23 protein-coding genes and 2 tRNA genes are annotated in these 26,361 nt (G+C 74.1%); 13 read left to right on the forward strand and 12 right to left on the reverse strand.

The window, feature by feature from the left end; all coding sequences use genetic code 11:
- Positions 1-250: 250 nt before the first annotated feature.
- The 5 genes from Q6347_RS13035 to Q6347_RS13055 are packed head-to-tail and all read right to left on the reverse strand — an operon-like array spanning position 251 to position 3,986.
- Complete coding sequence (locus Q6347_RS13035) at positions 251-1,537, reverse strand: aminotransferase class I/II-fold pyridoxal phosphate-dependent enzyme (RefSeq protein WP_304607571.1); 1,287 nt, start codon at positions 1,535-1,537, stop codon at positions 251-253.
- A 10-nt stretch (positions 1,538-1,547) separates the two neighbouring features.
- Entirely contained in the window at positions 1,548-2,375 is an 828-nt protein-coding gene (locus Q6347_RS13040; protein WP_304603197.1) for a hypothetical protein, read from the reverse strand.
- Positions 2,376-2,385: 10 nt separating this feature from the next.
- Entirely contained in the window at positions 2,386-2,868 is a 483-nt protein-coding gene (locus Q6347_RS13045) for an SRPBCC family protein (protein WP_304607572.1), read from the reverse strand.
- Positions 2,869-2,879: 11 nt separating this feature from the next.
- The gene (locus Q6347_RS13050) at positions 2,880-3,347 is read right to left on the reverse strand and encodes an OsmC family protein (protein WP_171247100.1); all 468 of its coding nucleotides are present in this window, start codon (positions 3,345-3,347) and stop codon (positions 2,880-2,882) included.
- A gap of 36 nt (positions 3,348-3,383) precedes the next feature.
- On the reverse strand, positions 3,384-3,986 hold the full coding sequence (locus Q6347_RS13055) for a hypothetical protein (protein WP_304607573.1): 603 nt from the start codon (positions 3,984-3,986) through the stop codon (positions 3,384-3,386).
- Between the two features lie 42 nt (positions 3,987-4,028).
- Between Q6347_RS13055 and Q6347_RS13060 the strand changes: the two genes are divergently transcribed.
- Positions 4,029-4,847: a thymidylate synthase gene (locus Q6347_RS13060; RefSeq protein ID WP_304607574.1), complete on the forward strand. Its 819-nt coding sequence runs from the start codon at positions 4,029-4,031 to the stop codon at positions 4,845-4,847.
- A gap of 2 nt (positions 4,848-4,849) precedes the next feature.
- Positions 4,850-5,464 (forward strand): dihydrofolate reductase, encoded by a 615-nt coding sequence (locus Q6347_RS13065; protein ID WP_304607575.1) that lies wholly within the window; start codon positions 4,850-4,852, stop codon positions 5,462-5,464.
- A 73-nt stretch (positions 5,465-5,537) separates the two neighbouring features.
- Here Q6347_RS13065 and Q6347_RS13070 read toward each other — a convergent pair whose 3' ends face one another.
- Together Q6347_RS13070 and xylA are read right to left on the reverse strand one after the other, a co-directional pair.
- Positions 5,538-7,034 carry a xylulokinase gene (locus Q6347_RS13070; RefSeq protein WP_304607576.1) on the reverse strand — a complete coding sequence of 499 codons (1,497 nt, stop codon included), beginning with the start codon at positions 7,032-7,034 and terminating at the stop codon, positions 5,538-5,540.
- Between the two features lie 124 nt (positions 7,035-7,158).
- Positions 7,159-8,322: a xylose isomerase gene (xylA, locus tag Q6347_RS13075; RefSeq protein WP_304607577.1), complete on the reverse strand. Its 1,164-nt coding sequence runs from the start codon at positions 8,320-8,322 to the stop codon at positions 7,159-7,161.
- A 95-nt stretch (positions 8,323-8,417) separates the two neighbouring features.
- Between xylA and Q6347_RS13080 the strand changes: the two genes are divergently transcribed.
- The 4 genes from Q6347_RS13080 to Q6347_RS13095 all read left to right on the forward strand — a co-directional run bounded on the left by Q6347_RS13080 (position 8,418) and on the right by Q6347_RS13095 (position 11,934).
- A complete protein-coding gene (locus Q6347_RS13080) occupies positions 8,418-9,656 on the forward strand; it encodes an ROK family protein (RefSeq protein ID WP_304607578.1) in 1,239 nt (412 codons plus the stop codon).
- Between the two features lie 84 nt (positions 9,657-9,740).
- Positions 9,741-9,813, forward strand: a tRNA-Arg gene (locus Q6347_RS13085).
- 46 nt (positions 9,814-9,859) lie between these two features.
- Positions 9,860-11,299, forward strand: coding sequence for a transposase (locus tag Q6347_RS13090; RefSeq protein ID WP_304607579.1), 1,440 nt, complete (start codon positions 9,860-9,862; stop codon positions 11,297-11,299).
- Between the two features lie 119 nt (positions 11,300-11,418).
- Entirely contained in the window at positions 11,419-11,934 is a 516-nt protein-coding gene (locus Q6347_RS13095; RefSeq protein WP_304607580.1) for a DinB family protein, read from the forward strand.
- A 104-nt stretch (positions 11,935-12,038) separates the two neighbouring features.
- Here Q6347_RS13095 and Q6347_RS13100 read toward each other — a convergent pair whose 3' ends face one another.
- Positions 12,039-13,253, reverse strand: a complete 1,215-nt coding sequence (locus tag Q6347_RS13100) for an MFS transporter (RefSeq protein ID WP_246246580.1) — start codon at positions 13,251-13,253, stop codon at positions 12,039-12,041.
- A 296-nt stretch (positions 13,254-13,549) separates the two neighbouring features.
- On the opposite strand from Q6347_RS13100, the gene Q6347_RS13105 reads away from it, so the two are divergent.
- Together Q6347_RS13105 and Q6347_RS13110 are read left to right on the forward strand one after the other, a co-directional pair.
- Positions 13,550-17,680, forward strand: a complete 4,131-nt coding sequence (locus Q6347_RS13105) for a hypothetical protein (RefSeq protein ID WP_304607581.1) — start codon at positions 13,550-13,552, stop codon at positions 17,678-17,680.
- 31 nt (positions 17,681-17,711) lie between these two features.
- Positions 17,712-17,927: a hypothetical protein gene (locus Q6347_RS13110; RefSeq protein ID WP_304607582.1), complete on the forward strand. Its 216-nt coding sequence runs from the start codon at positions 17,712-17,714 to the stop codon at positions 17,925-17,927.
- 64 nt (positions 17,928-17,991) lie between these two features.
- On the opposite strand, the gene mscL is transcribed toward Q6347_RS13110, so the two are convergent.
- The 3 genes from mscL to Q6347_RS13125 form a co-directional block, all read right to left on the reverse strand.
- Complete coding sequence (mscL, locus tag Q6347_RS13115) at positions 17,992-18,393, reverse strand: large conductance mechanosensitive channel protein MscL (protein WP_369810854.1); 402 nt, start codon at positions 18,391-18,393, stop codon at positions 17,992-17,994.
- A 167-nt stretch (positions 18,394-18,560) separates the two neighbouring features.
- A complete protein-coding gene (locus Q6347_RS13120; protein ID WP_304607583.1) occupies positions 18,561-19,220 on the reverse strand; it encodes an SAF domain-containing protein in 660 nt (219 codons plus the stop codon).
- A 94-nt stretch (positions 19,221-19,314) separates the two neighbouring features.
- A complete protein-coding gene (locus Q6347_RS13125; RefSeq protein WP_171247111.1) occupies positions 19,315-19,632 on the reverse strand; it encodes an FmdB family zinc ribbon protein in 318 nt (105 codons plus the stop codon).
- Positions 19,633-19,703: 71 nt separating this feature from the next.
- On the opposite strand from Q6347_RS13125, the gene Q6347_RS13130 reads away from it, so the two are divergent.
- The gene (locus Q6347_RS13130; protein WP_369810855.1) at positions 19,704-22,361 is read left to right on the forward strand and encodes a penicillin acylase family protein; all 2,658 of its coding nucleotides are present in this window, start codon (positions 19,704-19,706) and stop codon (positions 22,359-22,361) included.
- Positions 22,362-22,377: 16 nt separating this feature from the next.
- On the opposite strand, the gene Q6347_RS13135 is transcribed toward Q6347_RS13130, so the two are convergent.
- On the reverse strand, positions 22,378-23,034 hold the full coding sequence (locus Q6347_RS13135) for a 5-formyltetrahydrofolate cyclo-ligase (protein WP_171247112.1): 657 nt from the start codon (positions 23,032-23,034) through the stop codon (positions 22,378-22,380).
- A 64-nt stretch (positions 23,035-23,098) separates the two neighbouring features.
- Here Q6347_RS13135 and Q6347_RS13140 point away from each other — a divergent pair, with 64 nt between their 5' ends.
- From Q6347_RS13140 to Q6347_RS13155, 4 genes are all read left to right on the forward strand, one after another.
- Complete coding sequence (locus Q6347_RS13140) at positions 23,099-23,737, forward strand: GNAT family N-acetyltransferase (protein ID WP_369810856.1); 639 nt, start codon at positions 23,099-23,101, stop codon at positions 23,735-23,737.
- An 80-nt stretch (positions 23,738-23,817) separates the two neighbouring features.
- Positions 23,818-24,969 carry a DUF4231 domain-containing protein gene (locus Q6347_RS13145; RefSeq protein WP_304607584.1) on the forward strand — a complete coding sequence of 384 codons (1,152 nt, stop codon included), beginning with the start codon at positions 23,818-23,820 and terminating at the stop codon, positions 24,967-24,969.
- 96 nt (positions 24,970-25,065) lie between these two features.
- Positions 25,066-25,138, forward strand: a tRNA-Ala gene (locus Q6347_RS13150).
- A 227-nt stretch (positions 25,139-25,365) separates the two neighbouring features.
- Positions 25,366-26,220, forward strand: a complete 855-nt coding sequence (locus Q6347_RS13155) for an aldo/keto reductase (RefSeq protein ID WP_304603211.1) — start codon at positions 25,366-25,368, stop codon at positions 26,218-26,220.
- Positions 26,221-26,361: the final 141 nt, after the last annotated feature.

Raw genomic sequence — 26,361 nt, forward strand, 5'->3', positions numbered from 1 at the left:
CTGGGTGCGAAGGGACGGCGGAGCCCGCGCCACCCGTCGGCTGACCTGCCGTGCGTTGCTGCGGTTCCGGCGTCGGCCGCGGGCGTTCACCCGCAGCCTAGGTCGGCGGCTGTGCCGCCCGCGGTGAGGAGCCGGGGAGGTTCCGTGCTGTGACGGACGCCTCACGACCCTGCACACGCTTGTGGGCACGAAATCTGCGGTCGTCGGCGACGACGAACCGCAGATTTCATGCCCACAGCGAGGGTGCGGATCAGGCGGAGGCTGCCTCCGCGGCGGCCAGCAGCATGCAGGTCGCGACGCCGTCCATGGCGACGCGGACCTCCTCCAGCGGCGGCATCGACGGGGCGAGACGGATGTTCGCGTTCCGCGGGTCCTCGCCGTACGGGAACGTCGCGCCGGCCGGGGTCAGCTTGATCCCGGCCTCCTGCGCGAGCTGCACCACCCGCGACGCCGTGCCCGGCACGACGTCCACGGAGACGAAGTAGCCGCCGGCCGGCTCCGTCCAGGTCGCCACGCCCGTGTCCCCGAGACGGTCGGCGAGGATCTCGACGACGGCACGGAACTTCGGCGCGAGGATCTCTCGGTGCTTCGCCATGTGCGCCCGCACGCCGTCGGCGTCCCCGAAGAACGCCGCGTGGCGGAGCTGGTTGACCTTGTCCGGGCCGATCGAGCGGAACGCCAGGTGCTGCTTGAACCAGGCCACGTTGGCCGGCGACGACGCGAAGAACGACACCCCGGCCCCGGCGAACGTGACCTTGGAGGTCGAGGCGAACATCAGCACGCGGTCCGGGTTGCCGGCCTCGACGGCCAGGCCGACCGCGTCCGCCGTCGGCGTCTCGTGCTCGGTCAGGTGGTGCACCGCGTAGGCGTTGTCCCAGAAGATGCGGAAGTCGGGCGCGGCGGTCGGCATCGACACCAGGCGGCGGGCGACGTCCTCGGTGATCACCGACCCGTCCGGGTTGGCGTACGTCGGCACCGCCCACATGCCCTTGACGGACGGGTCGTGCGCGACGAGCTCGGCGACGGCGTCGACGTCCGGGCCCTCCGGCGTCATCGGCACCGTCACCATGCGGATGCCGAGCTCCTCGCAGATCGCGAAGTGGCGGTCGTAGCCGGGCACCGGGCACACGAACGTGATCTCGCCCTGCTGCGACCACGGACCCTCGCCGCCCGGGACGCCGAACAGCATCGCCTGCACGACGGAGTCGTACATGAGGCGCAGCGACGCGTTGTCCTGGGCGAGCAGCTGGTCGACGGGCACGCCGAGCAGCTCGGCGAAGATCTCGCGCAGCTCCGGCAGCCCGTCGAGGCCACCGTAGTTGCGCACGTCGGTGCCGGCGGCGGAGGTGTGTCGTCCCTCGCCGGGCAGCGCCAGCAGCGGCTCGGACAGGTCGAGCTGTTCGGCGGACGGCTTGCCCCGCGTCAGGTCCAGGGACAGGTCCCGGGCCTGGAGGGCTGCGTACTGCTCGCGCAGCTCCGGCAGGCGTGCGGCGAGCGCGGGGTCGACGGCGGCTTGGTCGGCTGGTGAGGTACTCACGCCTCCGAGCCTACGCGCCGGTGGTGCCGCGGTCGTCGTCGGGAACGGCCACATTCCGGCGCCGAAAACTGCGGCGACGTCCACGTGTCGGTGCCTGGGGACCCTCGATCAGGTCGGCCGGGGGCTGCTCGATCACCGGGGGGAACCGGCCGGGCGGGACGCCGAACGCACTGCGTGACTGCGCGACGACGCCGTGCCCCAGGGCACGGCCGCCGGCGAAGCCGACGACGGCACCGACGCCGAACGGGATCATCCGGCCCAGGGCCAGCGTGCCCTGCTTGGCGAGCTGGCGGCGCAGGAACCGGTGGGTGAGCACGCGGTTGACCCGCTTCAGGGTGGACTGCGGCATCGAGGTCAGGAGCACCTTGCCCCAGGCCATCTGGGACCCGGCCGCGGCCTTCTCGACGTCACGGGCGCCGGCCTCGCCGAGCACGGTGGCCAGCAGCAGGGCGCGGCGGCGGGCGACGTCCTCGATCGCGATGCCGTGCACGCTGGCGACACCCAGGGAGAAGACGGCCGACGACGCGAAGAACGTCGCGATGTCGCTCGTCGTCAGCACGGCAGCCGCGCTCGTGCCGACCGCGGGGGCCGCCGCCACCGCGCCGACCGCGCCGCCCGCCGTCGCGACGAGCGTCAGGTACTCCTTCTCCAGGATCCGGATGACTTCGGCAGGGTCCGCCTGGGGGTTGCGGCGGCGCACGGAGTCGACGTGCCGGTGGATCGCTGCCGAGGGGATGGTGACGGCCTTGGTCAGCAGCGCGTCCAGCACCGGCGTCGGCCGGTACCGGGTCCAGGACTCCAGCTCCTGCGGGGGCTGTGCGTCGTGCGGCGTGGTCATCTCCGCGACTTTACCGACGTCGCTGCAGAAGGCGACTCAGACGGAAGAGCGACGCGTGCATCATGCCGCGCAGGAACAGTCCCACCAGCACCTCGTTGGCGCGGCGCGGCCAGGGTCCCGCCAGGTAGGCCTCCTCCCACCAGACGATCCGGGTGCGGTCCAGGTCCACGGGGACGACGTCGAACCCGGCCACACCCCGCAGGTACGGACCCTCCTTGCGCACCGCGCTGCGTCCGATGGTCCCGGCCCGCGTGGACGGCCGCTGCTCGGCGGTGATGGTCATGCGGTCCGGGAACCCCGGCAGGCCGCGCCTGATCCCCGGACCGCTCACCATCGTGAACGTGTCCCCAGGGCCCAGCGGGGCCGTCGGTTCGGGGGAGAGGTGCGTCAGCGGGATGAACCGGGGGTGGGTGCGCGGGTCGGCGACCCAGGCGAACGCGACGTTCGCCGGCACGGGGACGACGCGGGAGACCTCGACGCGGTGCGAGTGCATGGTTCCTCGGCTCAGTCCTGGGGCGGGAGGAACTCGGCGGGCGGCACCTCGGCGCCGGCCTTGAGCGTGCGGCCCACGGTGCAGGCCCGGTCGATGGAGCGCTGGGCGAGCAGCAGCGTCTTGGCGCGCGTCTTCTCGTCGAGGCCGGACAGGTCGATCTCGAAGATCTCGCTCAGCACCGGGTAGCGGTCGTCCTCCATGTCCTTTCCGTTCTCGACCCGGATGGTGGTCTCGTAGTCGTCGCCGAGCACGCGGGAGAACTTCGTGTCGCTGGACATGCCCGCGCAGGCGGCCAGGGCGATCTTCAGCAGCTCGCCGGGGGTGAAGACGGCTCCCTCGGACGACGGGCCGATCTCCACGGTCGCGCCGCGTGCGCTGAACCCGCGGTAGGTGCGGGTGCCGGTGCGCTCGACCCACAGCGGGTCGGTCGGCGACGGGGTGACGGCGGCCGGGGCGTCCTCAACAGTCTGATCGGTCATGGGTCGATCCTCGCACCTTCTCGCGGGGTGCCGATGTCAGCGCGCGAGCAGCTGCTGGGTCCGCGCGACGGCGGCCTCCCGGTGCGCCGCCGTCGGCCAGGCGCGTTCCTCGTGCGACGTCGGGACGAGCTGCAGCCGTGCCGCCGGGTCGCGGACGGTCAGCGCGGTCAGCTCCCGGCGGCCGGGCCGCACGGTGCCGGCGGCGACCGGGGCCGGCAGCGTCACCCACCAGCGCGGGGCGTCGTCGCCGCGGACCCACAGCTCGACCCGGTCGGGCAGGAACGCGTAGACGACGTGCTCCCGGTCGGGGCAGTCGGGCGGCAGGCCGCGCGTCCCCGCACGCAGGGACCGCGCCTCGGCCGTCAGTGCCGTCGTCGGGCGTCCCACCACCAGCGGCGCTCCCGGGCGGTGACGGGCCACGTGGCGCACCTGGCCGCGCACCCGTGCCGCGACGAAACCGAACCAGGCCAGCACGCCGAGGACCGCCACGGCTGCGGCCACGCCGATCATCAGCCACACCCCGGGCTCGTCCAGCCGGCGGCCGATCCGGGCCATGACCAGCAGCACGACCAGGACCGAGACCAGCCCGGCCAGTCCGCCCGTGGTGAGTCCCCGGCCGGGCAGCGTGCGACGCGGCATCCCGTCCCCCTCCGTGAGCGATGCGTCCGTAGACTCTCGCACATGAGCGGAGCCCCGGCGTCGAGCATCCCCACCCCGTACGAGGACCTGCTGCGTGACGTCCTCGCGACCGGCACCCCCAAGGGTGACCGCACCGGGACCGGCACCCGCAGCGTGTTCGGGCGCCAGCTCCGCTACGACCTGTCCGCCGGGTTCCCGCTGATCACCACCAAGCGGGTGCACCTGAGGTCGATCGCCTACGAGCTGCTGTGGTTCCTGCGCGGCGACTCGAACGTGCGCTGGCTGCAGGAGCGCGGCGTGACCATCTGGGACGAGTGGGCCGACGACGACGGCGAGCTCGGCCCCGTCTACGGCGTCCAGTGGCGCTCGTGGCCCACCCCGGACGGACGCCACCTCGACCAGATCGCGGCCGTCGTCGAGCAGATCCGCACCAACCCCGACTCCCGCCGGCACGTCGTCACCGCGTGGAACCCGGCCGAGATCGAGGACATGGCCCTGCCGCCGTGCCACGTGATGTTCCAGTTCTACGTCGCCGACGGCCGGCTGAGCTGCCAGCTCTACCAGCGCTCGGCCGACCTGTTCCTCGGGGTCCCGTTCAACATCGCCTCCTACGCGCTGCTGACCCACATGGTCGCGGCGCAGACCGGGCTCGAGGTCGGGGACTTCGTGTGGACCGGCGGCGACTGCCACATCTACGACAACCACGTCGAGCAGGTGCGGACCCAGCTCGCCCGCGAGCCCTACCCGTACCCCGAGCTGCGGCTCGCACCGCGCGAGTCGATCTTCGACTACACCTTCGAGGACATCGAGGTCCTCGGGTACCAGCACCACCCGGGCATCAAGGCCCCGGTCGCGGTCTGAGCGTGATCGGACTCATCTGGGCCCAGGCACGCGACGCCGCCGGGCGGCCCGTCATCGGGGCCGACGGCGGCATCCCGTGGCACGTGCCCGAGGACTTCGCGCACTTCCAGCGCACGACGTCGGGGCACCCCGTCGTCATGGGACGGCTCACCTGGCAGTCCCTGCCGGACCGGGTGCGGCCGCTGCCCCGTCGGACGAACGTCGTCGTCACCCGCGGTGCTCCTGCGGATGTCGTGGCGCTCGCGGTGGTGGAGCGGCGCGCGGACCTGACGGTGGCGGGGTCGGTCGAGGAGGCGCTCGCCGCGGCCGCCGCGGCACCCGGCGGCGACGAGGTCTGGGTGATGGGTGGGTCCCGGGTGTACAGGGACGCGCTGGCGCTCGCGGACCGGCTCGTGGTCACCGAGATCGACCTGGAGGTCGCGGGGGACGCCTTCGCCCCCGACGTCGACCCGGACGCCTGGGAGCTCGTGGCCGAACCCGCGGATACCGGGGCCGACGACGGCGGCTGGGTCGCGTCGTCGGGCGCGGACGGGCTGCGGTACCGGATCCGCACCTACCGCCGCCGCGCGGTCGTACCGTCCGTCACGGGGTCGCACCCGCGGGGTACGACCGCCTGACGGGAGGTACGACCTCGGCCGCACGTGCGACCGCGCGGCGACGGAACGCTGCGTCGTCGGTCAGGATCGTGGGTCAGACGAGGTCCCGGACCGCGGCGTACTGCTCACGGACCTCCGGCCGCGGGTCGGCCTCGAGCGTGGTGGCCACCGCTGCCGACCACGCCGGCGCCTGCGCACCCCGTGACGCCGCCGCCGCGAGCACCCAGGCCGCCTGGCGCGCGGCGCCGTCGGCGACATACTCACCAGGCTCCGGGATGGAGATCGGGAGCCCGAAGACCTGCGTCGCGACCGTCTGCACGGCCGGCGACTGCGCCGCGCCGCCGATGAGCAGGACCCGCTCGACCGGCACGTCCTGGGCGCGCAGCGCGTCCAGGCCGTCGGCGAGCCCGCAGAGCATCCCTTCGACGTAGGCACGCGCCAGGTGCTCGCGGGTGGAGGTCGCCAGCCGGATGCCGTGCAGGGTGCCGGTGGCATCGGGCCGGTTGGGGGTGCGCTCGCCCTCGAGGTAGGGCACGAGGACGAGGCCGTCGGCGCCGGCGGGGGCGGCGAGGGCGAGGTCGGAGAGCTCGTCGAACCCCGCGCCGAGCACGCTGCGGGCGGCGTCGAGCACGCGGGCGGCGTTGAGCGTCACGGCGAGCATCAGGGCGTTGCCGGTGGCGTCGGCGAACCCGTTGATGGCCCCGGACCCGTCGGCGGTGCGCCGCGGCGCCACGGCGGAGACGACGCCGGAGGTCCCCAGCGAGATCGCGATGTCGCCGGGCTGCATCCCCAGGCCCAGCGCCGCGCCCGCGTTGTCGCCGGTGCCCGGGCCGAGCAGTGCGCCGCCGTCGACGTCGGCGCCGGCCACGCTCGGGTGGGCGATCCCGCCGGACGCGGACGGGGCGAGGATGCGGGGGAGCGCGACGTCGTCGCGATCGAACGCGAGACGCAGCAGATCGCGGCGGTACGCACCGGTGGTGCCGTCGTCGTCCCCGGGGGCCTCGGCGTCGTAGTAGCCGGTGCCCGAAGCGTCGGAACGGTCGGTGAACAGGGCGCCGAAGTCAGGCCCGAGCGGGGAGTCGTCGGCCGGCCCGTAGCCGGCGATGCGCCAGCTCAGCCAGTCGTGGGGGAGGGCGACGGCGGCGACCCGGGCGGCGTTCTCGGGTTCGGCATCCCGCAGCCAGCGCAGCTTCGTGATCGTCAGGGACGCCACGAGGACGGAACCCGTGGCGTCGGCCCAGCGCTGGGCGCCCGTGGCGCGGTCCCCGTCGCCGAGCTCGGTAACGAGGTCTTCGGCGGCCGGGGCGGAGCGGGTGTCGTTCCAGAGGAGGGCCTCGCGGACCACCCGACCCTCGGCGTCGAGGGCGACCAGCCCGTGCTGCTGACCGCCGACGGCGATCGCGGCGACGTCGTCGAGGCCGTCGGCGTCCCGTGCCGCCTCGCGGAAAGCGTCCCACCAGCGGTCGGGATGGATCTCGGTGCCGTCGGGGTGCTTCGCCGAGCCGCTGCGCACGAGGGCGCCGCTGTCGGCGTCACGGACGACGATCTTGCAGGACTGCGTGGAGGTGTCCACGCCGGCCACGAGGGGCATCGTTGCTCCGAGGGAATCGAGGTCCTCCCCCCAGGACCGATGGCTACGGATTGCTGCAGACAGCGCCGCCTACTGCAGCAATCCGTAGCCGTCGGCCCCGGGTGGAGAGGACGGACGGTGGTGGTCAGCCGATGAGGTGCTGCAGCGCGAGCTGGTGCAGCTTCACCAGGCCGTAGTCGCGCTCGGCGGCGTCGTCGACGTCGAGCCCGTCGACGGACTCGTCGGCCAGGAACGCGTCGAAGGACTCGCCCTCGGCCAGCGTGGACTGCCCGAGGTCGAAGATCCCGGCGTGCTCGAACGCCGCCTGGACCGCGGGGTCCTGCCGGTACGCGGCGGCCTTGGCGGCGAGCATGTCGTAGGTCTCCATGTTCGCCTTCGCCGACTCCCACACGCCGTCGAGGTACTCGGTGCGCGAGGGCTTGTAGTCGAAGTGGCGCGGGCCCTCGTAGCGCGGCCCGCCGTTCGGGAACCCGTTCTCCAGCAGGTCCACGGTGAAGAACGCGTTGAGCAGGTCGCCGTGGCCGAACACGAGGTCCTGGTCGTACTTCGGGCCGTGCTGGCCGTTGAGGTCGATGTGGAACAGCTTGCCGCAGTACAGCGCCAGCGCCAGGCCGTGCGTGTAGTTGAGGCCGGCCATCTGCTCGTGCCCGGTCTCGGGGTTGAGGCCGACGATGTCGCCGTTGTCGAGGGTGTCGATCAGGGCGATGGCGTGACCGATGGTCGGCAGGAAGATGTCACCGCGGGGTTCGTTCGGCTTCGGCTCGAGCCCGATGCGCAGGTCGTAGCCCTTCGACTTGATGTAGGCGGCGACGGTGTCGATGCCCTCGGCGTAGCGGGCGTGCGCGGCGTGGAGGTCCTTGGAGTTGTCGTACTCCGTGCCCTCGCGGCCGCCCCACATGACGAACGTCGAGGCGCCCATCTCGGCGGCGTTGTCGACGCTGCGCAGCACCTTCTTCAGGCCGAAGCGGCGCACGTCCCGGTTGTTCGACGTGAACGCCCCGTCCTTGAAGACCGGGTGGCTGAAGGTGTTGGTGGTCACCATCTCGCAGACCATGCCGGTCTCCTGGGCGGCCTTCTTCACGGCGTCGATGCCGGCCTGGCGCTCGGACTCCGAGGCGCCGAAGGGGAACACGTCGTTGTCGTGGTACGTGAAGCCCCAGGCGCCGAGGTCCGCCAGCTTGCGGACGGAGTCGGCCGGGTCCAGGTCGGGGCGGGTCGCGGCGCCGAACGGGTCGTTCGCGGGCCAGCCGACGGTCCACAGGCCGAAGGAGTACTTGATGTCGCTCACGGGTTTCTCCTCGTCGAGTCGGTCGCCGGGCGACGACGGCCACGGCGTTTGTTCTATGAATGAACTATTACCCGTCGCTGGGCTAGAGTCAAGACGTGACCGAGCCGACGACGCGTAGCCCGGGTGCCGCTGACGACGCGAGTGCATCCCGCCAGCACACGCTGCGCGAACGCAACCTGCGACTCGTGGCCCGCGCCATCTACGACGCCGCGGCGGCCCCCGGGCCGCCCGACCTCGTCCCGCCGTCCCGCGCCGACGTCGCCACCGCCACCGGGCTGACCCGTGCGACGGTGTCCACCCTCGTCGACCGGCTCCTCGCGGCACGCCTCGTCACCGAGCTCGCTCCCGTCCCCGCGCAGCGTGCCGGACGCCCCGCCGTGCCGCTGGTCCCGGCGCGGCGCACCGTCGTCGGAGTCGGCCTCGAGGTCAATGTCGACTACCTGGGCGTGCGCGTCCTCGACCTCGCCGGGGACGTGGTGGCCGAGCGGGTCGAGACCGGAAGCTTCCACGACTCCGACCCCGCCGCCGTGCTCGCCCGTCTCGGGGCCCTCGCATCGGACGTCGTCGCGGGCGTCCGGGCCGACGGGATGCAGGTGGCGGGCGCCCGGCTCGCGCTGCCCGGCCTCGTCGACGCCCGCACCGGCGAGCTCGAGGTCGCCCCGAACCTCGGCTGGTCCTCTCTCGACCCGGTGCCGCCGCTCGGCCTCGGCGAGCTGCCCGTCGTCGTCGCCAACGAGGCCAAGCTCGCCGCGCTCGCCGAGCTCGCCGGCGATGTGCCGCCATCGTTCCTCTACGTCTCCGGCGACGTCGGCATCGGTGGCGGGATCGTCGTCGACGGTGCGCTCTTCCTCGCCGAACGGGGGTGGAACGGCGAGATCGGGCACGTCGTCGTCGACCCCGCCGGGCCGCGCTGCACCTGCGGCGCCCACGGCTGCCTGGAGCAGTACGCCGGCAAGGAGGCGATTCTGCGGGCCGCCGGGCTGGCGGCCGACGCGCCGCTGGATTCGCTGGTCGCGCTGCTGAGGGCCGACGGCGGTGCTCCTGCCGGGCAGGCGCGTGCTGCCGTGGTGCGGGCAGGGCAGGCGCTCGGCTCGGCGCTCGCCGACTTCGTGAACCTCACCGGCGTCTCGACTGTCGTGCTCGGCGGCGTGTACACGGACCTGGAGGAGTGGCTGCGTCCCGAGGTCGAGGCAGGGCTGGCCGACCGGGTGCTGGCGGCGCCGTTCGCGCCGGTCGTGGTGCGGGCCGCGGTGGCCGGCGAGCACGCGGCGCTGACCGGGGGAGCGCGGGAGGTGCTGCGCGAGGTCGTGGCCGACCCGGCGGCGTGGGGCTGATTCCTGCTCCGGCGGGCTCGGGCGCTAGGCTGTGGGCGTCGCCGGGGCTCCGGCTGTGGCGGCGCGTCGTCATCGAGGCGGCGAGCGCCCGTAGCTCAGGGGATAGAGCACGCGCCTCCTAAGCGCGGTGTCGCGCGTTCGAATCGCGCCGGGCGCACACCTGTTCGACTCAATGTCGGTGCCTCCTGGCAGGCTGACCAGCGATGACCCGGCACACGACCTTCCGCTTCAGCCTCGACCCGACGGTCGAGCAGCGGGGCGTGCTCGAGCGGCACGCCGGGGCGTCGCGGTTCGCGTTCAACCAGTGCCTGCGCTTCGTCTTCGACGCCCGCCGAGCCCGGGAAAGTGGCGAGGACGTCACGGTCCCCCGCACCGGCTACGACCTCATCACCACGTTCAACGCGTGGAAGAAGTCCGAAGCGGCGGGGCGCGTCTTCACCGTCGCCCCGGACGGGGCCGCGCAGATCACCGACCTGGGCCTCGTGTGGCGACGGGAGGTCTACCAGCAGGTCTTCGAGGAGGCCGCCGTCGACCTGGGGCGCGGGCTGGCCGCATGGTCGGCCTCCCGGCGGGGCGAGCGTGCGGGCCGGAAGGTCGGGCACCCGGGCTTCCGGAAGAAGGCCACCGCTCGGCAGTCCTTCCGCATCCGCAACCAGTTCCCGCGGCGCGGCAAGCCCGCGATACGGGTCGGGGAGGCCACGCCGCGGTCGGTCCTCCTGCCCGGAGTCGGGACGCTGCGGGTCCGCGAGGACACGCGTCGCCTGCGGCGCATGCTCGCGAAGGACCGGGCGCGGATCCTCTTCGCCACCGTCTCGCGCGGTCAGGGTCGTTGGTGGGTGTCCCTCAACGTCGAGGCGGCGGACCTGCACCCGGCCCAGCGGCATCCGGGCCGGGGAGTCGACGCGGCGGAGGCGGACGCGCGGTGGGTCGGCGTCGACCTCGGGCTGACTTCCCTGGCGGTCGCTGCCCGCAGCGACGGCACCGAGGTGGACCGCATCGACGCCTGGCCGCGGCTGCTGCGCTCCACCGCGCGCCGCCGTCGGGCACTGCATCGCGCCGTGACCCGCAAGCGGCAGGGCTCCCGCCGTCGTCGGCGGGCTGTCGCCCGGCTCGCCCGCTACTACGCCTGGACGGCGCGTCGGCGCCGTCACCACGCGCACCTGATCTCGAACCGGCTGGTCAAGACCCACGACCGGCTCGTCCTCGAGCATCTCGACGTGCGGGGCATGCTCGCGCGCAACCCCACCCTGGCCGAGTCGACCCACGACGTCGGCTGGTACCAGCTCACCCGGCAGATCGCCTACAAGCAGGCGTGGCGCGGTGGGGAGCTGGTCCGGGCCGACCGGTGGTACCGCTCGTCCCAGACCTGCTCGGCCTGCCGGTCCGTGCAGGACATGGGTGGGGTGGCCGTGCGCCGTTTCGACTGCCGCACGTGCGGGCTGTCCCTGGACCGCGACCTCAACGCCGCGGCCAACCTCGCCGCCTGGGCCGAGCTGCACCACGGTGCAGACGTCTGGGCCCGGGACCTTCCAGCAGAGGGCCCGGTCATCAACGCCCACCGACGGGAACGCTCTGGCCGCCGCCTCCGCGGCGGCGAAACGGGCCCGGAGGACGTGGGAACCGGGGCTCGGGCGTCGGCCTGACCTCCGGACGCCCGAGGAGGGCGGTGCTCTGCCGACCGCAGGCATGCTGCAAAGACGGGGTCGGTGACGAGCACGCTGCAAGCGAAAGGTTGCCGGCGGCCGCGCCGTACCCTGCCCGCATGCCGCTCTCCGACGTCGAACCCCGCCTCGACTCCACCGACCCGGCCGCCCAGTTCGTGGCCTATCTCGACTACTACCGAGCCGCCGTCGCGCGGAAGCTCGGCGGCCTCACGGGCGCCCAGCTCACCACCAGCGTGCTGCCGTCCGGGTGGACGCCCGCCGACCTGCTGATCCACCTGGTGCACATGGAGCGCCGCTGGTTCGTCTGGGGCTTCCTCGGCGAGCAGGTCGACGATCCGTGGGGCGACTCGGGCGGCGACCCCGAGGGTCTCTGGCAGGTGCCCGACGGCGTCACCGTGGCGGCGCTGCTCGAGGAGCTGCACGCCGGGGGTGAGCGCACCCGGGCCGTGCTGGCCGAGCACGAGCTCGCCGAGCGTGCCGCCGTCGGCGGGCGCTTCGCCGAGGACCCGCCGACTCTGCTGTGGATCTGCTTCCACGTGCTCCAGGAATACGCGCGGCACGCCGGCCACCTCGACGTCGCGCGGGGGCTGATCGACGGATCGACGGGGGAGTAGGCCGCCCGGCTGCCGGCCCGCCACCGCCCTACCGCTGTGGGCATGAAATCCACGGCTCCGCACCGCCGCCGGGCTGCAGATTTCATGCCCGCAGCAACACGGGGTCAGGGGGCCTCGGTGTGCGCGATGTGCGCGAGCTGGCGCCACACGAGCGCCAGCGTCAGCCCGGCGCCGACGAACGCGAACCAGAACGGGGCCGTGATCCCCCACCACTCGGCGAGCAGCCCGCCGAGGAAGTTGCCGACGACGATCCCGCCGAACAGCCCCAGCAGGTACACGGACCCGACGCGGCCCTGGTACGCCGTGGGCACGGCGCGCTGACGCACCGTGTTCGACACGGTGCCCCACACGAACGTGTAGAGCCCGAACGCGAACAGCGCGAGCATGGCGACCCAGCCGGTCGTGGTGAGCGCCAGGACCAGGTGGAAGGCGACCTCGGCCGAGAGGCACACCTTCATGAGGGTGGCCAGCGTGAACCGCCGCTCCAGGCGGCCGTACAGCACGGTGGCGACGACCCCGCCGACGGCGGAGGACGTGATGAGCAGGCCGTAGCCCACCGGCCCCATCTGCACCTGGTCGCGCGCGTAGAGGACCAGCACGCCCCAGGGGGCGGCCCAGGTGAGGTTGAAGGTGAAGATGACCAGCGCGAGGGTCCGCACGGGCGGGTGGTTCCACAGCCAGCGCAGCCCGTCGCGGATCTCGCCGCGGGTGCCGGACGTCGTCGGAGGCGGGACGGCCGGCAGCACGACCCGGCTCACCAGCACGATCGCGAGGGCGAGGGTGACGACCTGCACGACGAACGGCCAGGCGTGCCCCGCGGCGAACAGCGCCGCGCCGACGGGCGGTCCGACGAGCTGGTTGCCGGTGAGGAACCCGGCCTGCAGGCGGGCGTTGCCCGTGCCGAGGTCGCGCGAGTCCACGAGCATCGGCAGCAGCGTCTGGGCCGTGGTGTCGGCGAACACCTCCGCGACGCCCATGAGCAGCATCGCCACGAGCACGACGGTGATGTTGACGTGGTCGGTGAGGATGAACGCGCACAGCACCGCCACGACGACGGTGCGCAGGACGTTCGAGACGATGACCAGCCGGCGCCGGTCGAGCCGGTCGGCGAGCGCCCCGGCCCACAGCCCGAGCACGACCCAGGGCAGGCGTTGCAGCAGCGCGGCGAGCGCCACGAGGAACGCCGAGTCGGTCTGGGAGGCGACGAGCAGCGGTCCGGCGGCCAGCGCGATGCCGTCGCCGATGTTGCTGGTCCAGCTCGCCGACACGAGCCAGCGAAAGCTGCGTCCCAGCCGGGCAGGGACGATCGCCTCGAGCATCTTTCGCACCGACCGATGGTAGGCCTCCGACCAGGCGTGATGCCACGTCATTACTTGCTGGACGGTCGTGCGAATCGTTTCGAGGTGCGCACCGTGTATTGACGTGTTAGCGACATCACCGGCACACTCTCGGGTGGCAGCGCGCACCGCCCGCCCCCTGCGCGGTGCGCGCTGTCTTCATCCGGACTCGTGCCGGACGGCGCCTCCTCGGCCCCCACCGAGGGGGCGTTCGTGATTCCCCGGTGGCCCGGCGTGCCCGCCACCATCCGGGAGGGAGGTCGGACTACCGTGCTGGCGTGAGAGTGTTGCGCCGATCCACCGCCGCGACCGGGGCCCAGCCCGCGGCCGGACCGCACGACGCCACGGGACAGGCTGACCGGTCGGGCGACGGCGCCGCGCCGGAGCCGTCGCGGACCGACGCCACCTCCGACGACGACACCGCCCGCAGCGCCTCCTCCGCCGCGGGACCGACGACCACGACCCCGCTCGTCGACGCCGTGCGCCGGTGGCGCGCCGGGCTCGTCGAGACCGCCGGCGGCGCCGGTGTGGCCGACGTCGGGCTCCTCGGTGAGGCCGTCGTCGACCTGTCCGCCGCGCACCCCTCGGGCGTCGCGCAGCTGTTCGCCGGGCGGGCCACCCGCTTGTCGAACCTGGTCCGCGAGGGCGACTCCTTCCCCACGGCACGACGCCGGGCCCGGGCCGTCATGGTGCGGTCGGCCGAGCACGCCGCCCGCTACGGCATGGCCCCCACCTACCTCGCGATCGGCGTGGCCACGTGGACCGAGACCGTCGACGCCGACGGCGAGCCCACCGCCGAGCGCCGCGGGAAGCTGACGGCGCTCGCCGAGGTGGCGGCGTCGGGCACCAGCGCCGCGTCCGCCGCGAGCGCCTCCTCCCCGCCCGAGGCCGTCACGACCTCCATCCCCGTGGTCAGCGTCGCCGCACGCGAGCCCGAGGCGCGAGGCGTGCCGTCCGGCGAGGACGGCGCCGGCGGCACCCGGACCGTGCACGCCCCGGTGCTGCTGCGCCCGGTCCTGCTCGCCCCACGCGGCGAGGGGGAGACCGACTACGAGCTCACGCTCGAGCCGACGGTCGAGGTCAACCCCCAGCTGGTCCGCACGCTGCGGGCACGCGGTGCCCGGCTGGACGCGGCCGGGCTCGCCGGCGCGACCTTCACGGCGGCCGGTTTCGACCCTGACGACGTGCTGGAGCGCCTCGCCGACATCGCCGCCGAGCACCTCGACGACTTCAGCTGGGAGCACCGCGTGCTGGCCGGCACGTTCGTGCACCCCGCTCAGGCGCTGGTGGACGACCTCGACGAGCTCGCGCCGGCGCTGGGCCGTCACGAGCTGGTCGCCGCGCTCGCCGGTGCCGAGCCGGCGCGCGAGCGCGTCGCCGGCGTCGAGCTGCCGGAGCCCCGGCGCACGGACCCCGACCCGGCGCGGGAGCGGGGCGTGGGCGACCTGGACCCGGACCAGCGGCAGGTGGTCGAGGCGGCCGCGACCGGTCACCACCTCTTCGTCGACGCCCCGGTGGGCGCCGACGTCGCCGGGACCGTCGCCGCCGTGGTGGCGGAGGCGGCCGCCGCCGGCCGGTCGGTGCTGTACGTCACGGGGCACCGCCGCGCGGCGGACAGCCTGGCCCAGCGGCTCGACGAGCTCGGCCTGGGCGGCCTCTCGCTCGACGTCACCCCCCGGCCGACCTGGCGCGACGACATGGCCCGGCGGCTGCTCGCGGCGATGGCCAGCGAACCGGAGGACCTGGACACGACCGGGCCGGCCGAGGTCCGCGACGCCCTCATCGGGGCGCGGGCCCAGCTGACCGGCTACATCGACGCCCTGCACGCGCGGCGCTCGCCGTGGGGCGTCTCCGCCTACGACGCGCTGCAGGAGCTGGCGCGCCTCACCTCGGAGCGGCCGTCGCCGTCGACCCGCGTCCGGCTGGACCCGACGACGGCGCTGGCCCTGGACACCGAGCGACGGCACCGGCTCGCGGCCGACCTGGAGCGCGCCGCGACGCTGGGGGCCTTCACGCTGCGCCCGTCCGGCACGCCCTGGTTCGGGGCCGACCTGCTGACGATGGACGCCGCGCGGGACGCGCTGGCCCGGGTGCGACGCCTCAAGGACGCGACGCTGCCGCAGCTGCGGCGCCAGATCGCCTACACCGGCGAGGTCACCGGTCTGGAGGTGCCTCGTACCACCCGCGCCTGGGGCGAGCAGCTCCGCATGCTCGCCGGGATGCGCAGCACGCTGGACGTCTTCCACCCGATGGTGTTCGAACGCACCGCCACCGACCTGGTGCAGGCGACCGCCCCGCGCGCCTGGCGTCGGGAGCGGGGGATCGAGATGGGGTGGTTCACCCGTCGTCGGCTGCGCAAGCGCGCCCGCGACATGGTGCGCCCCGGGGTGCGGGTCACCGACCTGCACGGCGCGCTGCAAGAGGTCTCCGCGCAGCGCGACCTGTGGGCGGAGCACTCGGCGCGCGGTGGCTGGCCGACGCTGCCCGAGGGGCTGGCCACCATCGAGGACACCTACGAGGCGGTGCGGATCGACCTCACCGAGCTCGAGCCGGTCCTGGCCCCCACGACGGCGGGCGGGCGTCTGCTCGACCTCGACCTGGACGCGCTGGCCCAGCGGCTGCACCAGCTCGCGGGGGACCCGAAGGCCCTCGAGACGCTGCCGGAGCGCACGGCGCTGCTGCGCCGTGCCCGTGAGGCGGGGATCGGCGCGCTCGTGGACGACCTGACGACGCGGCGCGTGGCCGGTGACCGGGTCTGCGCGGAGCTGGACCTGGCCTGGTGGTCGACCGTGTTCGAGCAGGTCCTCGCCGAGGACCCGGTGCTGGCCGGGCAGGACGGTGCCGGGCTCGACGCCCTGGCCCGGCGCTTCCGGGACCTGGACACGCGCCACCTGGCGGCGCTGTCGCAGCCGGTGCGGGTGGCGACCCGGTCGCACCTGGGCACGGCGATGCGTGCGGACCGGCAGGGCGCCGAGGACCTGTTCGCCGAGCTCATCGGGGGACGCCTGACCTCCCTGCGCGACCTGGTGGAGCGGTACGGGGACCTCGCGCGGCGGCTGCGGCCGGTGGTGCTCGCGACGCCCACGCTCGTGCCGCACCTGATGCCGGCGCACCGTACCGCGGACCTCGTGGTGATCGACGCCGTCCAGCACGTGCCGACGGAGGTGGTGCTCCCTGCGCTGGCGCGCGGGCGCCAGGTGCTCGTCGTCGGCGACCCGCGGTCGGCCTCGGGCACGAGCGTCGCCGACCTGTCGGAGCTGCTGCCGACCCTGACGCTGCAGCCGCGGGAGAACCGTCGCGACCCGGCCCTGACCCGCCTCCTGGCGGCCCACGGGTACGACGAGCTGCTGCGGCCCGCCCCGGTGCCGCGGTCCGAGGAGCTGATCCGCTTCGACCTCGTCGACGGCAGCGGGATGCCCGACCAGTCCAGCGGCTCGGTGCAGAGCACGCGGGCCGAGGTGGACCGGGTCATCGAGGCGTCCATCGAGCACGCGATGACGCGGCCGGAGGAGACCCTCGGCATCGTCACGATCACGGCGACCCACGCCGACCGGATCCGCGAGGCCCTGCTCGCCGAGGTGCGCGCGAACCCCGCCCTCGCCCCCTTCTTCTCCGGCCGGCGCCCCGAGCCCGTGGTCGTCGCCGACATCACCGGGGTCGCCGGGCTGTCGCGCGACACCATCCTGCTGTCCGTCGGCTTCGGCCGGACGCCGCACGGCCGGGTGCTGCACCGGTTCGGCGTGCTCGGGGAGGACGGCGGCGAGGCCATGCTGCTCGGCGCGCTCGGCGCCACGCGGCGCCGCCTGCACGTGGTGAGCTCCTTCGACGCCGCGGCCCTGGATCCCGACCGGTTGCGCGGTGCCGGTCCGCGGCTGCTGCGCGAGGTGCTGGAGACGGCCGAGCGGCGTTCGGGCGTCGCCGACCAGGTCGAGCTGGGCAACGGCGTCGACGTGGGCCGCGTCCCGGACCGGCTGGTCACGGACCTGGGTGAGCGCCTGTGGCGGCTCGGGTACCTCGTCGAGACCGACTACGGCACCGTCGACGGCGATCACGTCCCCCTGGTGGTCGGGCACCCGGACCTGCCCGGCGAGCTGCTGGTCGCCGTGCTCACCGACGACGAGGACTACGTGGCCGAGCCGTCGGTGCGGCTGCGTGACCGGCAGCTCGCGCAGCGGCTCGAACGTCTCGGCTGGACCGTCACGCAGGTGTGGTCGGCGGCCGTGTTCCTCGACCCCGACGGTGAGGCGGACCGGGTGCGCCGGCTGGTGCAGCGGGTCCGCGACGAGCGCGTCGGCACCCCGGGCGGTGTGCCCGTGCCGCCGGAGATCGTCGTGCCGGTGCTGGACGACGAGGGCGAGCCGGACGACTCCCCGGTCGGGCCGGTCGCGGACCGGGACCAGGTCGACTGATCCTCGACCGCGGGGCGGGCAGAATGGTCCCGTGAGCGAGAACGCCGAGCCCCCCGTCGACCCCGTCGACCCGGCCGGGACCCCGGAGGCGCCCGCCGCGCCGGCGGGCGCACGCCGACGCGGGCCCCGCCGGGCCGTGCGCCGGGGGAGCGAGAAGGAGACCCACTGGGGCGTCAGCACGGACGAGTCTGGCGGTCACGGGTCCAACGACGACCGGCTGCGCGGGGACGTGCCCCCGCACTGGTGACCCCGGCGCCGGCCCCGCAGGTCGGTTCCGGTCGGGCGGTCGCCCGACCGGTGGTGCTCGGGCGTCAGGCGCGGCGCTCGGCGAGGAGGTCGCGGATCTCGGTCAGCAGCACGACGTCCGGGGAGGGCACGGGCTCCGGCTCCGGCTCCTGACCGCGGGCGCGCCGCTCGGCCAGCCTGTTCATCGGCAGCACCACGACGGCGTAGAGGGCGGCCGCCACGAGCAGGAACCGGAGCACGGCGTCCAGGAACAGCCCGATCGAGAACTGGGCGCCGTTGAGCGTGAAGTTCCCGACCCCGGCCAGGCTGGCCTCGCCGAAGACGGCCGCGATCAGCGGGGTGAGCAGGCCGTCGGTCAGCGCGCTGACGACCCCGGCGAACGCGCCGCCGATGACGATGCCGACCGCGAGGTCGACGACGTTGCCTCGCATGATGAACTGCTTGAACCCGGACAGCATGCCTGTCATCTGACGGCGTCCCTTCGGAGTGCGGATCGCGGCGGTTCGCCGCGCGCGACGGTCGACCGGCATCCGATCAGCCCGGGAGCCGTCGCGCAAGGCAACGCACCGTCGCCGGCGCGACGCACCGTCGCCGGCGGGGCGGCTCCCGGGCGCACGGGTCGTCGGCCCGGCCGTCACGGCACGAGGACCGGGGCGATCGCGCCCCACCCGGAGGAGGCCGACACCGCGGGGGCCTCCTCGGGCGAGACGGCGACCAACGTCACGCCGGTGGAGTCGCCGGCGCCCGGGACGCCGAGCAGGCCGGCGCCCGGCTCGTCGACGGCGCTGGATCCGGGATCCTCCGCGGCCGGCGGCAGCACCTGGGCGCGCCGCGCCAGTCGTGTCCCGCCGTCGTCGGTGGCGACGAGGTCGATGCGGTCCCCGGGGCGCAGCCAGCCGGACTCGGTGAGGCGCACCGCGACGACGACGGTCCCGGGCGGAGCGGACCCTGCCGGCCCGCCCGGCCGGACCACCGAGGCGGACAGCGGGGTGCCGGCCGCCAGGTCGACGACCGTCGTCCGCCCGAGGGCCTCGTCGGGGTCGCGCAGCAGCGTCGCCGGGGCCAGCGCGGCCGGGACCGGCACGGTGGTCACGTCGTCGGACGTCAGGGTGTGGCCGGTGGTGACGTCGTGCGCGGTGACGAGGACGTCCAGGGTCGGGGGCGGCGCGGGTCGGACGGCCGCGACGACCGCCCAGGCGGCGAGCCCGCAGCAGCAGGCGGCCACGACGAAGCGTGACCGCCACACGACCAGGCGCAGGTACGCACCGACCTGACGGTTCGCACTGAGGTCCATGCCGGGGAACGCTAGGCCGGCGGTGCGGGGTCGCGGCGCAGGCGGGCACCCGTCTGTGGACACCTGCGCCGGTGGGTGGGCGGGGCCCCTGAAGTCAGGCGGAGGCGGCTTGCGAGGACCCGCCGGAGGAGGAGCTCGAGGAGGAACCGCCCGAGGAGCCGGAGGAGCCGGAGGAGGACCCGCCCGAGGACGAGGTCCCGCCCGAGGAGGAGGAACCCGAGCTCTTGCCCCCGCCGGCGCGCGAGTCCGTGCGGTAGAAGCCGGACCCCTTGAAGGTCACCCCGATGGAGCCGTACTGCTTGCGCAGCCGCCCGGCGCACTCGGGGCAGACGGTGAGCGCGTCGTCGCTGAACGCCTGGCGGATGTCGAAGGCGTGGCCGCAGTCGGCGCACCGGTAGGCGTACGTGGGCACGGTCTCTCCTCAGATGGCTGGCACTCGGATCCTGCGAGTGCCAATCATACTCGGGCGGTAGTCTCGCCTGCGTGTCTGCGAGCACCGACCCCGTCACGCACGAATCCGACCCGCCCCGCTCGGGCGACGAACCGCCCGAGGACGACGCCGCCCCGCCCCGACGGTCGCGGCTGCGCCGCACCGCCGTCGGCATCGCCGTGCTCGTCGTGCTGGCCGTCGTCGCGACCGTCACGTTCACGGTGGTCACCGCCCGGCGGCCGCTGCCCGACCACGCCGCGACCGAGCAGGTGCCCGGTCTGAGCGGCGAGGTGACGGTGCAGCGCGACGCCCAGGGCGTCCCGCACGTCTACGCCTCGACCGCGGAGGACCTGTTCGCCGCCCAGGGCTTCCTGCACGCCCAGGACCGCTTCTTCGAGATGGACTACCGGCGGCACGTCACCTCCGGCCGGCTCGCCGAGCTGGTCGGGGACGTCCCCGCCGCCATCGACGCCGACAAGGTCATCCGGACCTTCGGGTGGCGCGACGTCGCCGAGGAGGAGTGGAACCTCATCTCCCCGGAGTCCCGCTCCTACCTGCAGGCCTATGCCCAGGGCGTCAACGCCTACCTGGCCGACCGTGCCCCGGAGGACCTCGCCGTGGAGTACACGGTGCTGGGCGTCACCGTGGACGTCGCGGACCCGGACCCCTGGGACCCGGTCGACTCGCTGGCCTGGCTCAAGGCGATGGCGTGGGACCTGCGCGGCAACTACGACGACGAGCTGGCCCGCGCCAAGGCCTACAGCACGCTGGAGGACGTCGAGCTGGTCGACGAGCTCTTCCCCGCCTACGCGGCGGCCGGCAACACGCCGATCCTCGCCGAGGAGGACCTCAGGGCCTCCGACGCCGACACGGTTGCCCGGACCTCCACCGAGCTGCCGTGGGGCACCGAGGCCCTCGACGCGGCCATCGAGTCCGCCACGGCCGCGCTGGACTCCGTCCCGGTGCTCGTCGGGCGGGGGGAGGCCTCCGGGTCGAACTCCTGGGTCGTCTCGGGGGACCTGACGGCCTCGGGCGAACCCCTGCTGGCGAACGACCCGCACCTGTCCCTGGGCGCGCCCGGGATCTGGTCCCAGGTCTCGTTGCACTGCGAGCAGGTCGACGGCTCGTGCCCGTTCGACGTCAGCGGGTTCTCCTTCGCGGGCTTCCCGGGGGTGATCATCGGCCACAACGGCGACCTGGCCTGGGGCCTGACGAACCTGGGTGCCGACGTCACCGACTTCTTCGTCGAACGCGTCCGCAACGACACCTGGCTGCGCGACGCCGACGCCGAGGAGTGGGTCGACATGGAGTCGCGCACCGAGACCATCCGCGTCAACGGAGGTGACCCCGTCGAGCTGCCGGTACGGTCCACGGAGCACGGGCCGGTGGTCTCGGACGTGCTCGACGTCGGCGCGGTCGTAGGGTCGCCCACGGAGGACGGAACGGAGTTCGGCGAGTACGCCGTCTCGCTGGCCTGGACCGCCCTCGAACCCGGGCGGACGGCCGATGCCGTGTTCGCGCTGGGTGTCGCGAGCGACGCCGCCGACGTGACCGAGGCGGCCGCGCTCTTCGACGTGCCGGCGCAGAACATCGTCTTCGCCACCACGGACGGGCACATCGGCTACCAGGCGCCCGGGCGGGTGCCGATGCGTCGGGACGTCGACGGGCCCGTGCCGTCGGACGGCACCTGGCCTCGACCCGGCTGGGACCCCCGGTTCGACTGGACGGGGTACGTCGACCCGGCCGACATGCCGCGCGCGCTCGATCCCGAGGAGGGGTTCATCGTCGCGGCGAACCAGGCCGTGCTGCCCGACGGCGTCGGACCCGAGCTGGGGAAGGACTGGGACCACGGGTTCCGGTCCGAACGGATCCGCACCCTGCTCACCGAGCAGATCAGCGCGGGCCGGCAGTTCACCGTCGAGGACATGAACGAGATCATGCTCGACGACTGGTCGCCGTTCGCCGCGGCCCTCGTGCCGGTGCTGCTGGAGATGGAGATCGACGACCCCTACGACGCGGCGGGGCAGGAGCTCCTGGCCGGGTGGGACTACCGCACGGACGCCGACTCGGCGGCCGCCGCGTACTTCAACGCCGTGTGGCGCAACCTGCTCTCGGCCACCTTCTGGGACGACCTGCCCGCCGACGCCCTGCCCTCGGGCGGCTCCCGCTGGCTCGTCGTGGTGCGGGACATGCTCGAGCGGCCCGACGACCCGTTCTGGGACGACCGCTCCACGCTGAACGTGCTCGAGACGCGTGACGAGCTGCTCACCCGGGCGCTGGTCACGGCGCGTCACGACCTCACGGTCGAGCTCTCGAAGGACCCCGGCGACTGGAGCTGGGGAGCGCTGCACGAGCTCTCCCTGGAGCACCCGGTCCTCGGAGGTCCGGACGTCCCCGGCGTGGTGCGCGACTACGTCAACCCCGGAGCGGTGGAGATGGCGGGCGGCAGCTCGATCGTCAACGCCACCGGGTGGGACGCCTCCACCGGGAGCTTCGCGGTGCAGACCGGACCCTCGATGCGGATGGTCGTCGACCTCGCCGACCTGGACGCGTCGACCTGGGTGACGGTGACGGGGACGTCGGGCCACCCGGCCTCGCCGCACTACGACGACCAGCTCTCCGCCTGGGCGGCGGGGGAGACGTTCGCCTGGCCGTTCTCGCGCGAGGCCGTCGAGGAGAGCGCCGAGGACACCGCGACCCTGGTGCCCTGACCCGCTGCCCGCCCCGTCAGCGGGCGGGCAGCGGCTGCCAGCCCTCGGGGGTGGCCACGGCGTGGACCGGCACGTCGTGGTCCTCCACGGGGAGCGGGCGCTCGGTGGCGTCGTAGAACTCTTCCGGGAACACCATCGCGACCACCGGCACGCCGGGGCGGGCCCGCTTCAGCGACCGGTCGTACCAGCCGCCGCCCTGCCCGAGGCGTACGCCCTGGGTGTCCACGGCCAGTGCCGGGGCGATGACGACGTCGGCGTCGGCGATCGCGTCCCCGCCCAGCGTGCGGCCCCCCGGTTCGGGCGGCCGCCCCGGGGCGCGCTCCAGCAGGTCCTCCGGCCCGGTGTACTCGGCCCAGTCCCGCGCGAGACCCGCGCCGAGGACGGGCAGCAGCACCCGGGCGCCGCGGCCGGCGAGCTGTTCGAGCAGTGCCGCGGTGCCGGGTTCGGTGGGCCGTGAGGCGTAGGTGGCCACGACGGCGGCCTCGGTGACCGAGGGGAGCGTGGCCAGCACCTCGGCGAACGCGGCCGCCGCCTCCTCGCGCAGCCGCGGCGAGCGCTCCTGGCGCTGGTGGCGGATCGCGCGGCGCAGCTCGTCCTTGGCGTCGCCCGTCTCCATGCCGTCGACGATCGGGTACGGCTGCGGGGTGGTCAGAGGCCTGCGGTCGCCGTGCATGCCCTCATTGTGGCAGGGTCCGGGAGTCGAGGGGCCCGGCATGCCGGGCGTGGACGGGGGTCGGATGAGCGACACGAGAGGGTGGGCGGTGACCAAGCCCTGGCCGGTCACGCTGCGCGAGGACATGCCCTCGGGTGGTGCGGTGGTGCTGCGGCCGCTGCGCCGACGCGACGGCGCCGCGTGGATGCGGCTGCGGCGTGCGAACGCGGACTGGCTGGACCGCTGGGAGGCCACGACGCCGGGGGACCGGCCCGGCACGTCGTCGTTCGGCGAGTACGTCCGGGCCCTGAGCGCGCAGGCCCGTGCGGGGACGGCGCTGCCCTTCGCCGTCGAGCTGGACGGTGAGCTGGTCGGCCAGCTCACCGTGTCGTCGATCCAGTACGGGTCGTTGTGCTCGGCGAGCATCGGCTACTGGATCTCCCGGGAGCAGGCGGGCCGGGGCATCACCCCGACCGCGGTGGCCATGGTGACCGACTACTGCTTCCAGGTGGTCGGGCTGCACCGGGTGGAGATCAACATCCGCCCGGAGAACGCCGCCAGCCTGCGGGTGGTGGCCAAGCTCGGGTTCCGCGACGAGGGCGTGCGCGAGCGGTACCTGCACATCCAGGGGGACTGGCGGGACCATCGCACGTTCGCGCTCACCACCGAGGAGGTCCCCGGGGGGCTGCTGAGCCGCTGGCAGCGGACCCGCGACGAGGCCTGAACGCTCGCGCGCCGTCCAGGTCGCGGACACGCCGCCCCGTGGTGCGGCCCGGGCGTGCCCGCCTCGCCTACCGTCAGGTCATGGAAACGTCGCCGGCCGGGCTCGCAGTCATCGCACTGTTCGTGCTCTGGCTCGGCTACTGGGTGCCGCTTCAGCTGCGCCGACGGACCGAGCTCGCCGCGGCCAGGGTCGACGACCGGTTCTCCGGCGGCCTGCGGATGCTGACGGTGGCGGACGGAGCAGGAAAGGGACGAGTGATGCCCACGAACCGCGCGGCGGGGCACGGGCCCACGACGGGCAGCACGCCTCGCGTGTCCGCGCACACCTCCGGCCCGGCGTCGGGCATGACGCCGCAGGTGCGGGCGTCACGGCTCGCCGTGCTGGAGCGCCGGGCGGCCCGTGCGCGCCGCCGGCTCGCGCTGAGCGTCGTGCTGGCGCTCGTGACGGCGGCCGGGTGGACGCTCGTGGCCCTCGGGTCCGTGCCGTGGCCGGTCGCCGCGGTGCCGTCCGTGCTGCTGGCGGTGGTGCTGGTGCTGGGCCGGCTGGCGGTGATGACTTCGCGCCGGTCGGACACCCGCTGGCGCGCCGAGCGTCGTGCCGAGCAGCAGCGTGCGACCCAGCGCCGCACGCTGGCGCACGGCGGGCCGTACGCGCCGCGCAACCGTGCCCGGGTGACCGGGTACGCGGTGCACCCCTCGGACACGAACACCCAGATGATCCCGCGCGTCCAGCCGCCGCCGTCGGCCACGTCGGCCCGGGACCGGCGGGAGACCGTGGCCCCTTCCTCCGACCGGCCGGCCGAGCCCGCCGAGGAGGACGAACCGAGGTCCTCTCCGCAGGCTCCGACGTCCGACGACGTCAGCGAGCGCTCCGCAGGCGAGCGCCCGGGGTCGCCGGACGGCACGGACGGGACAGCGTGGCGCGTCGGCGGTGCTCCCTGGGACCCGGTCCCGGTCCCGCTGCCGACCTACGTGACCAAGCCGGAGGCTCCGCCGCGCGGTTCCACGACGGCCGGGCTGCTGGCCTCGCTCGCCGGCTCGACCCACGGCGAGGGCGGCCCGGTCCGCAGCGAGCGGTGGACCGTGGAGGACCGTGCCGGCCGACGGTCGACGGCGGACGGACCGGCTGCGACGACGCCGGAGCCGTCGGCCGGTGACGACCCGCGCCCGCGGTCGGAGACGCTGGGCCTGCCGCTGGACCAGATCCTGGCGCGGCGGCGCGCGGCGGGCTGAGGTCGCCGTCGGTCGCTGCGACGCACGTCACGTCGTCGGGGCCGCCCCGATTTGGTCGGAAGCGGTGGCCAGGTGCTAATCTGACTACCGCTTCACGGGGCTATGGCGCAGTTGGTAGCGCGTCTCGTTCGCAATGAGAAGGTCGGGGGTTCGAATCCCCCTAGCTCCACCCGGCACGAAGGCCCGGAACCCTTGCGGTTCCGGGCCTTCGTCGTCTCTCCGGCCCGTTCCTGCACGTCGATGCGGGTGGACGCTCCCCGCGCCGTGCCCTGGCGCGCGACGGTCCTGCCGGCGTCGTGGGGTTCGCCCCCGAGAGGTGTACCAGTGGTGCCTCGCAGGTTCTCGGGGCCCGTTCTAGCGTGGACGGCGTCGCACGAACCGAAGGAGCGATCCACCATGATGCTGAACGAGACGTACACCCTGTCCAACGACGTGACCGTCCCCCGGATCGGCCTGGGGACCTGGTTCATCAAGGACGACGTGGTGGCCCAGGCCGTGCGCGACGCCGTCGCGATCGGGTACCGGAACATCGACACGGCGCAGGCCTACGGCAACGAGCGCGGGGTCGGTGAGGGTGTCCGCACCGCCGGCGTGCCCCGCGAGGACCTGTTCGTGTCGACGAAGCTGGCCGCCGAGGTCAAGTCCTACGACGAGGCGGTCGCGTCGATCGACGCGTCGCTGGAGACGATGGGCCTGGACTACGTCGACCTGATGCTGATCCACAGCCCGCAGCCCTGGGACGACTTCCGGGGCGGGGACTACGCCGACGGCAACCGCGAGGCCTGGCGCGCGCTCGAGGACGCCTACCAGGCCGGCAAGCTGCGGTCGATCGGGGTGTCCAACTTCGAGCAGAAGGACCTGGAGAACCTGCTCGAGGGCAGCACGGTCACGCCCCACGTGAACCAGCTGCTCGTGCACGTCGGCAACACCCCGTTCGACCTTCTCGACTTCTGCGAGAGCAACGGGATCCTCGTGGAGGCTTACTCGCCCATCGCGCACGGCGAGATCCTGAAGGACCCGGACGTCGTGGCGATGGCGGAGAAGTACGGCGTGACCGTCCCGCAGCTGTGCATCCGGTACACGCTGCAGCTCGGCACGCTCCCGGTGCCCAAGACCGCCAACCCCGACCACATGCGCAGCAACGCCGACGTCGACTTCGAGATCTCGGACGAGGACATGGACACGCTGTTCCGGGTGCAGTTCACGGACTACGGCAAGAGCGCCGTCTTCCCCGTCTACAGCGGCGCGTGATCCCGGCCGGTCCGGTCGCCGCCTCCGCGCGGACCTGACCGGCCGACGGTCCTGTCGGGGGCCCCCCGCGCGCGGGGGGGGGGCCCCCCGGGGGTGCGGGGGCGGGGGGGCCCCCCGTGCCCGGGGGGTGTCCCCCCGGGG

This window comes from Isoptericola sp. b408 (genome assembly GCF_030588085.1).
Classification (GTDB): domain Bacteria; phylum Actinomycetota; class Actinomycetes; order Actinomycetales; family Cellulomonadaceae; genus Isoptericola; species Isoptericola sediminis.

Coding starts and splice junctions, on each gene's coding strand:
- Q6347_RS13055 (WP_304607573.1), bottom strand. CDS start 3,986: ATGCCGCGTCGCACGCTGCCCGGCCGGGGACTCACCACGGGCGGACTG.
- Q6347_RS13090 (WP_304607579.1), top strand. CDS start 9,860: ATGACCCGGCACACGACCTTCCGCTTCAGCCTCGACCCGACGGTCGAG.
- Q6347_RS13100 (WP_246246580.1), bottom strand. CDS start 13,253: ATGCTCGAGGCGATCGTCCCTGCCCGGCTGGGACGCAGCTTTCGCTGG.
- Q6347_RS13120 (WP_304607583.1), bottom strand. CDS start 19,220: ATGGACCTCAGTGCGAACCGTCAGGTCGGTGCGTACCTGCGCCTGGTC.
- Q6347_RS13045 (WP_304607572.1), bottom strand. CDS start 2,868: ATGCACTCGCACCGCGTCGAGGTCTCCCGCGTCGTCCCCGTGCCGGCG.
- Q6347_RS13040 (WP_304603197.1), bottom strand. CDS start 2,375: ATGACCACGCCGCACGACGCACAGCCCCCGCAGGAGCTGGAGTCCTGG.
- Q6347_RS13060 (WP_304607574.1), top strand. CDS start 4,029: ATGAGCGGAGCCCCGGCGTCGAGCATCCCCACCCCGTACGAGGACCTG.
- Q6347_RS13140 (WP_369810856.1), top strand. CDS start 23,099: ATGAGCGACACGAGAGGGTGGGCGGTGACCAAGCCCTGGCCGGTCACG.
- Q6347_RS13050 (WP_171247100.1), bottom strand. CDS start 3,347: ATGACCGATCAGACTGTTGAGGACGCCCCGGCCGCCGTCACCCCGTCG.
- Q6347_RS13135 (WP_171247112.1), bottom strand. CDS start 23,034: ATGCACGGCGACCGCAGGCCTCTGACCACCCCGCAGCCGTACCCGATC.
- Q6347_RS13155 (WP_304603211.1), top strand. CDS start 25,366: ATGATGCTGAACGAGACGTACACCCTGTCCAACGACGTGACCGTCCCC.
- Q6347_RS13070 (WP_304607576.1), bottom strand. CDS start 7,034: ATGCCCCTCGTGGCCGGCGTGGACACCTCCACGCAGTCCTGCAAGATC.
- Q6347_RS13145 (WP_304607584.1), top strand. CDS start 23,818: ATGGAAACGTCGCCGGCCGGGCTCGCAGTCATCGCACTGTTCGTGCTC.
- mscL (WP_369810854.1), bottom strand. CDS start 18,393: ATGACAGGCATGCTGTCCGGGTTCAAGCAGTTCATCATGCGAGGCAAC.
- Q6347_RS13095 (WP_304607580.1), top strand. CDS start 11,419: ATGCCGCTCTCCGACGTCGAACCCCGCCTCGACTCCACCGACCCGGCC.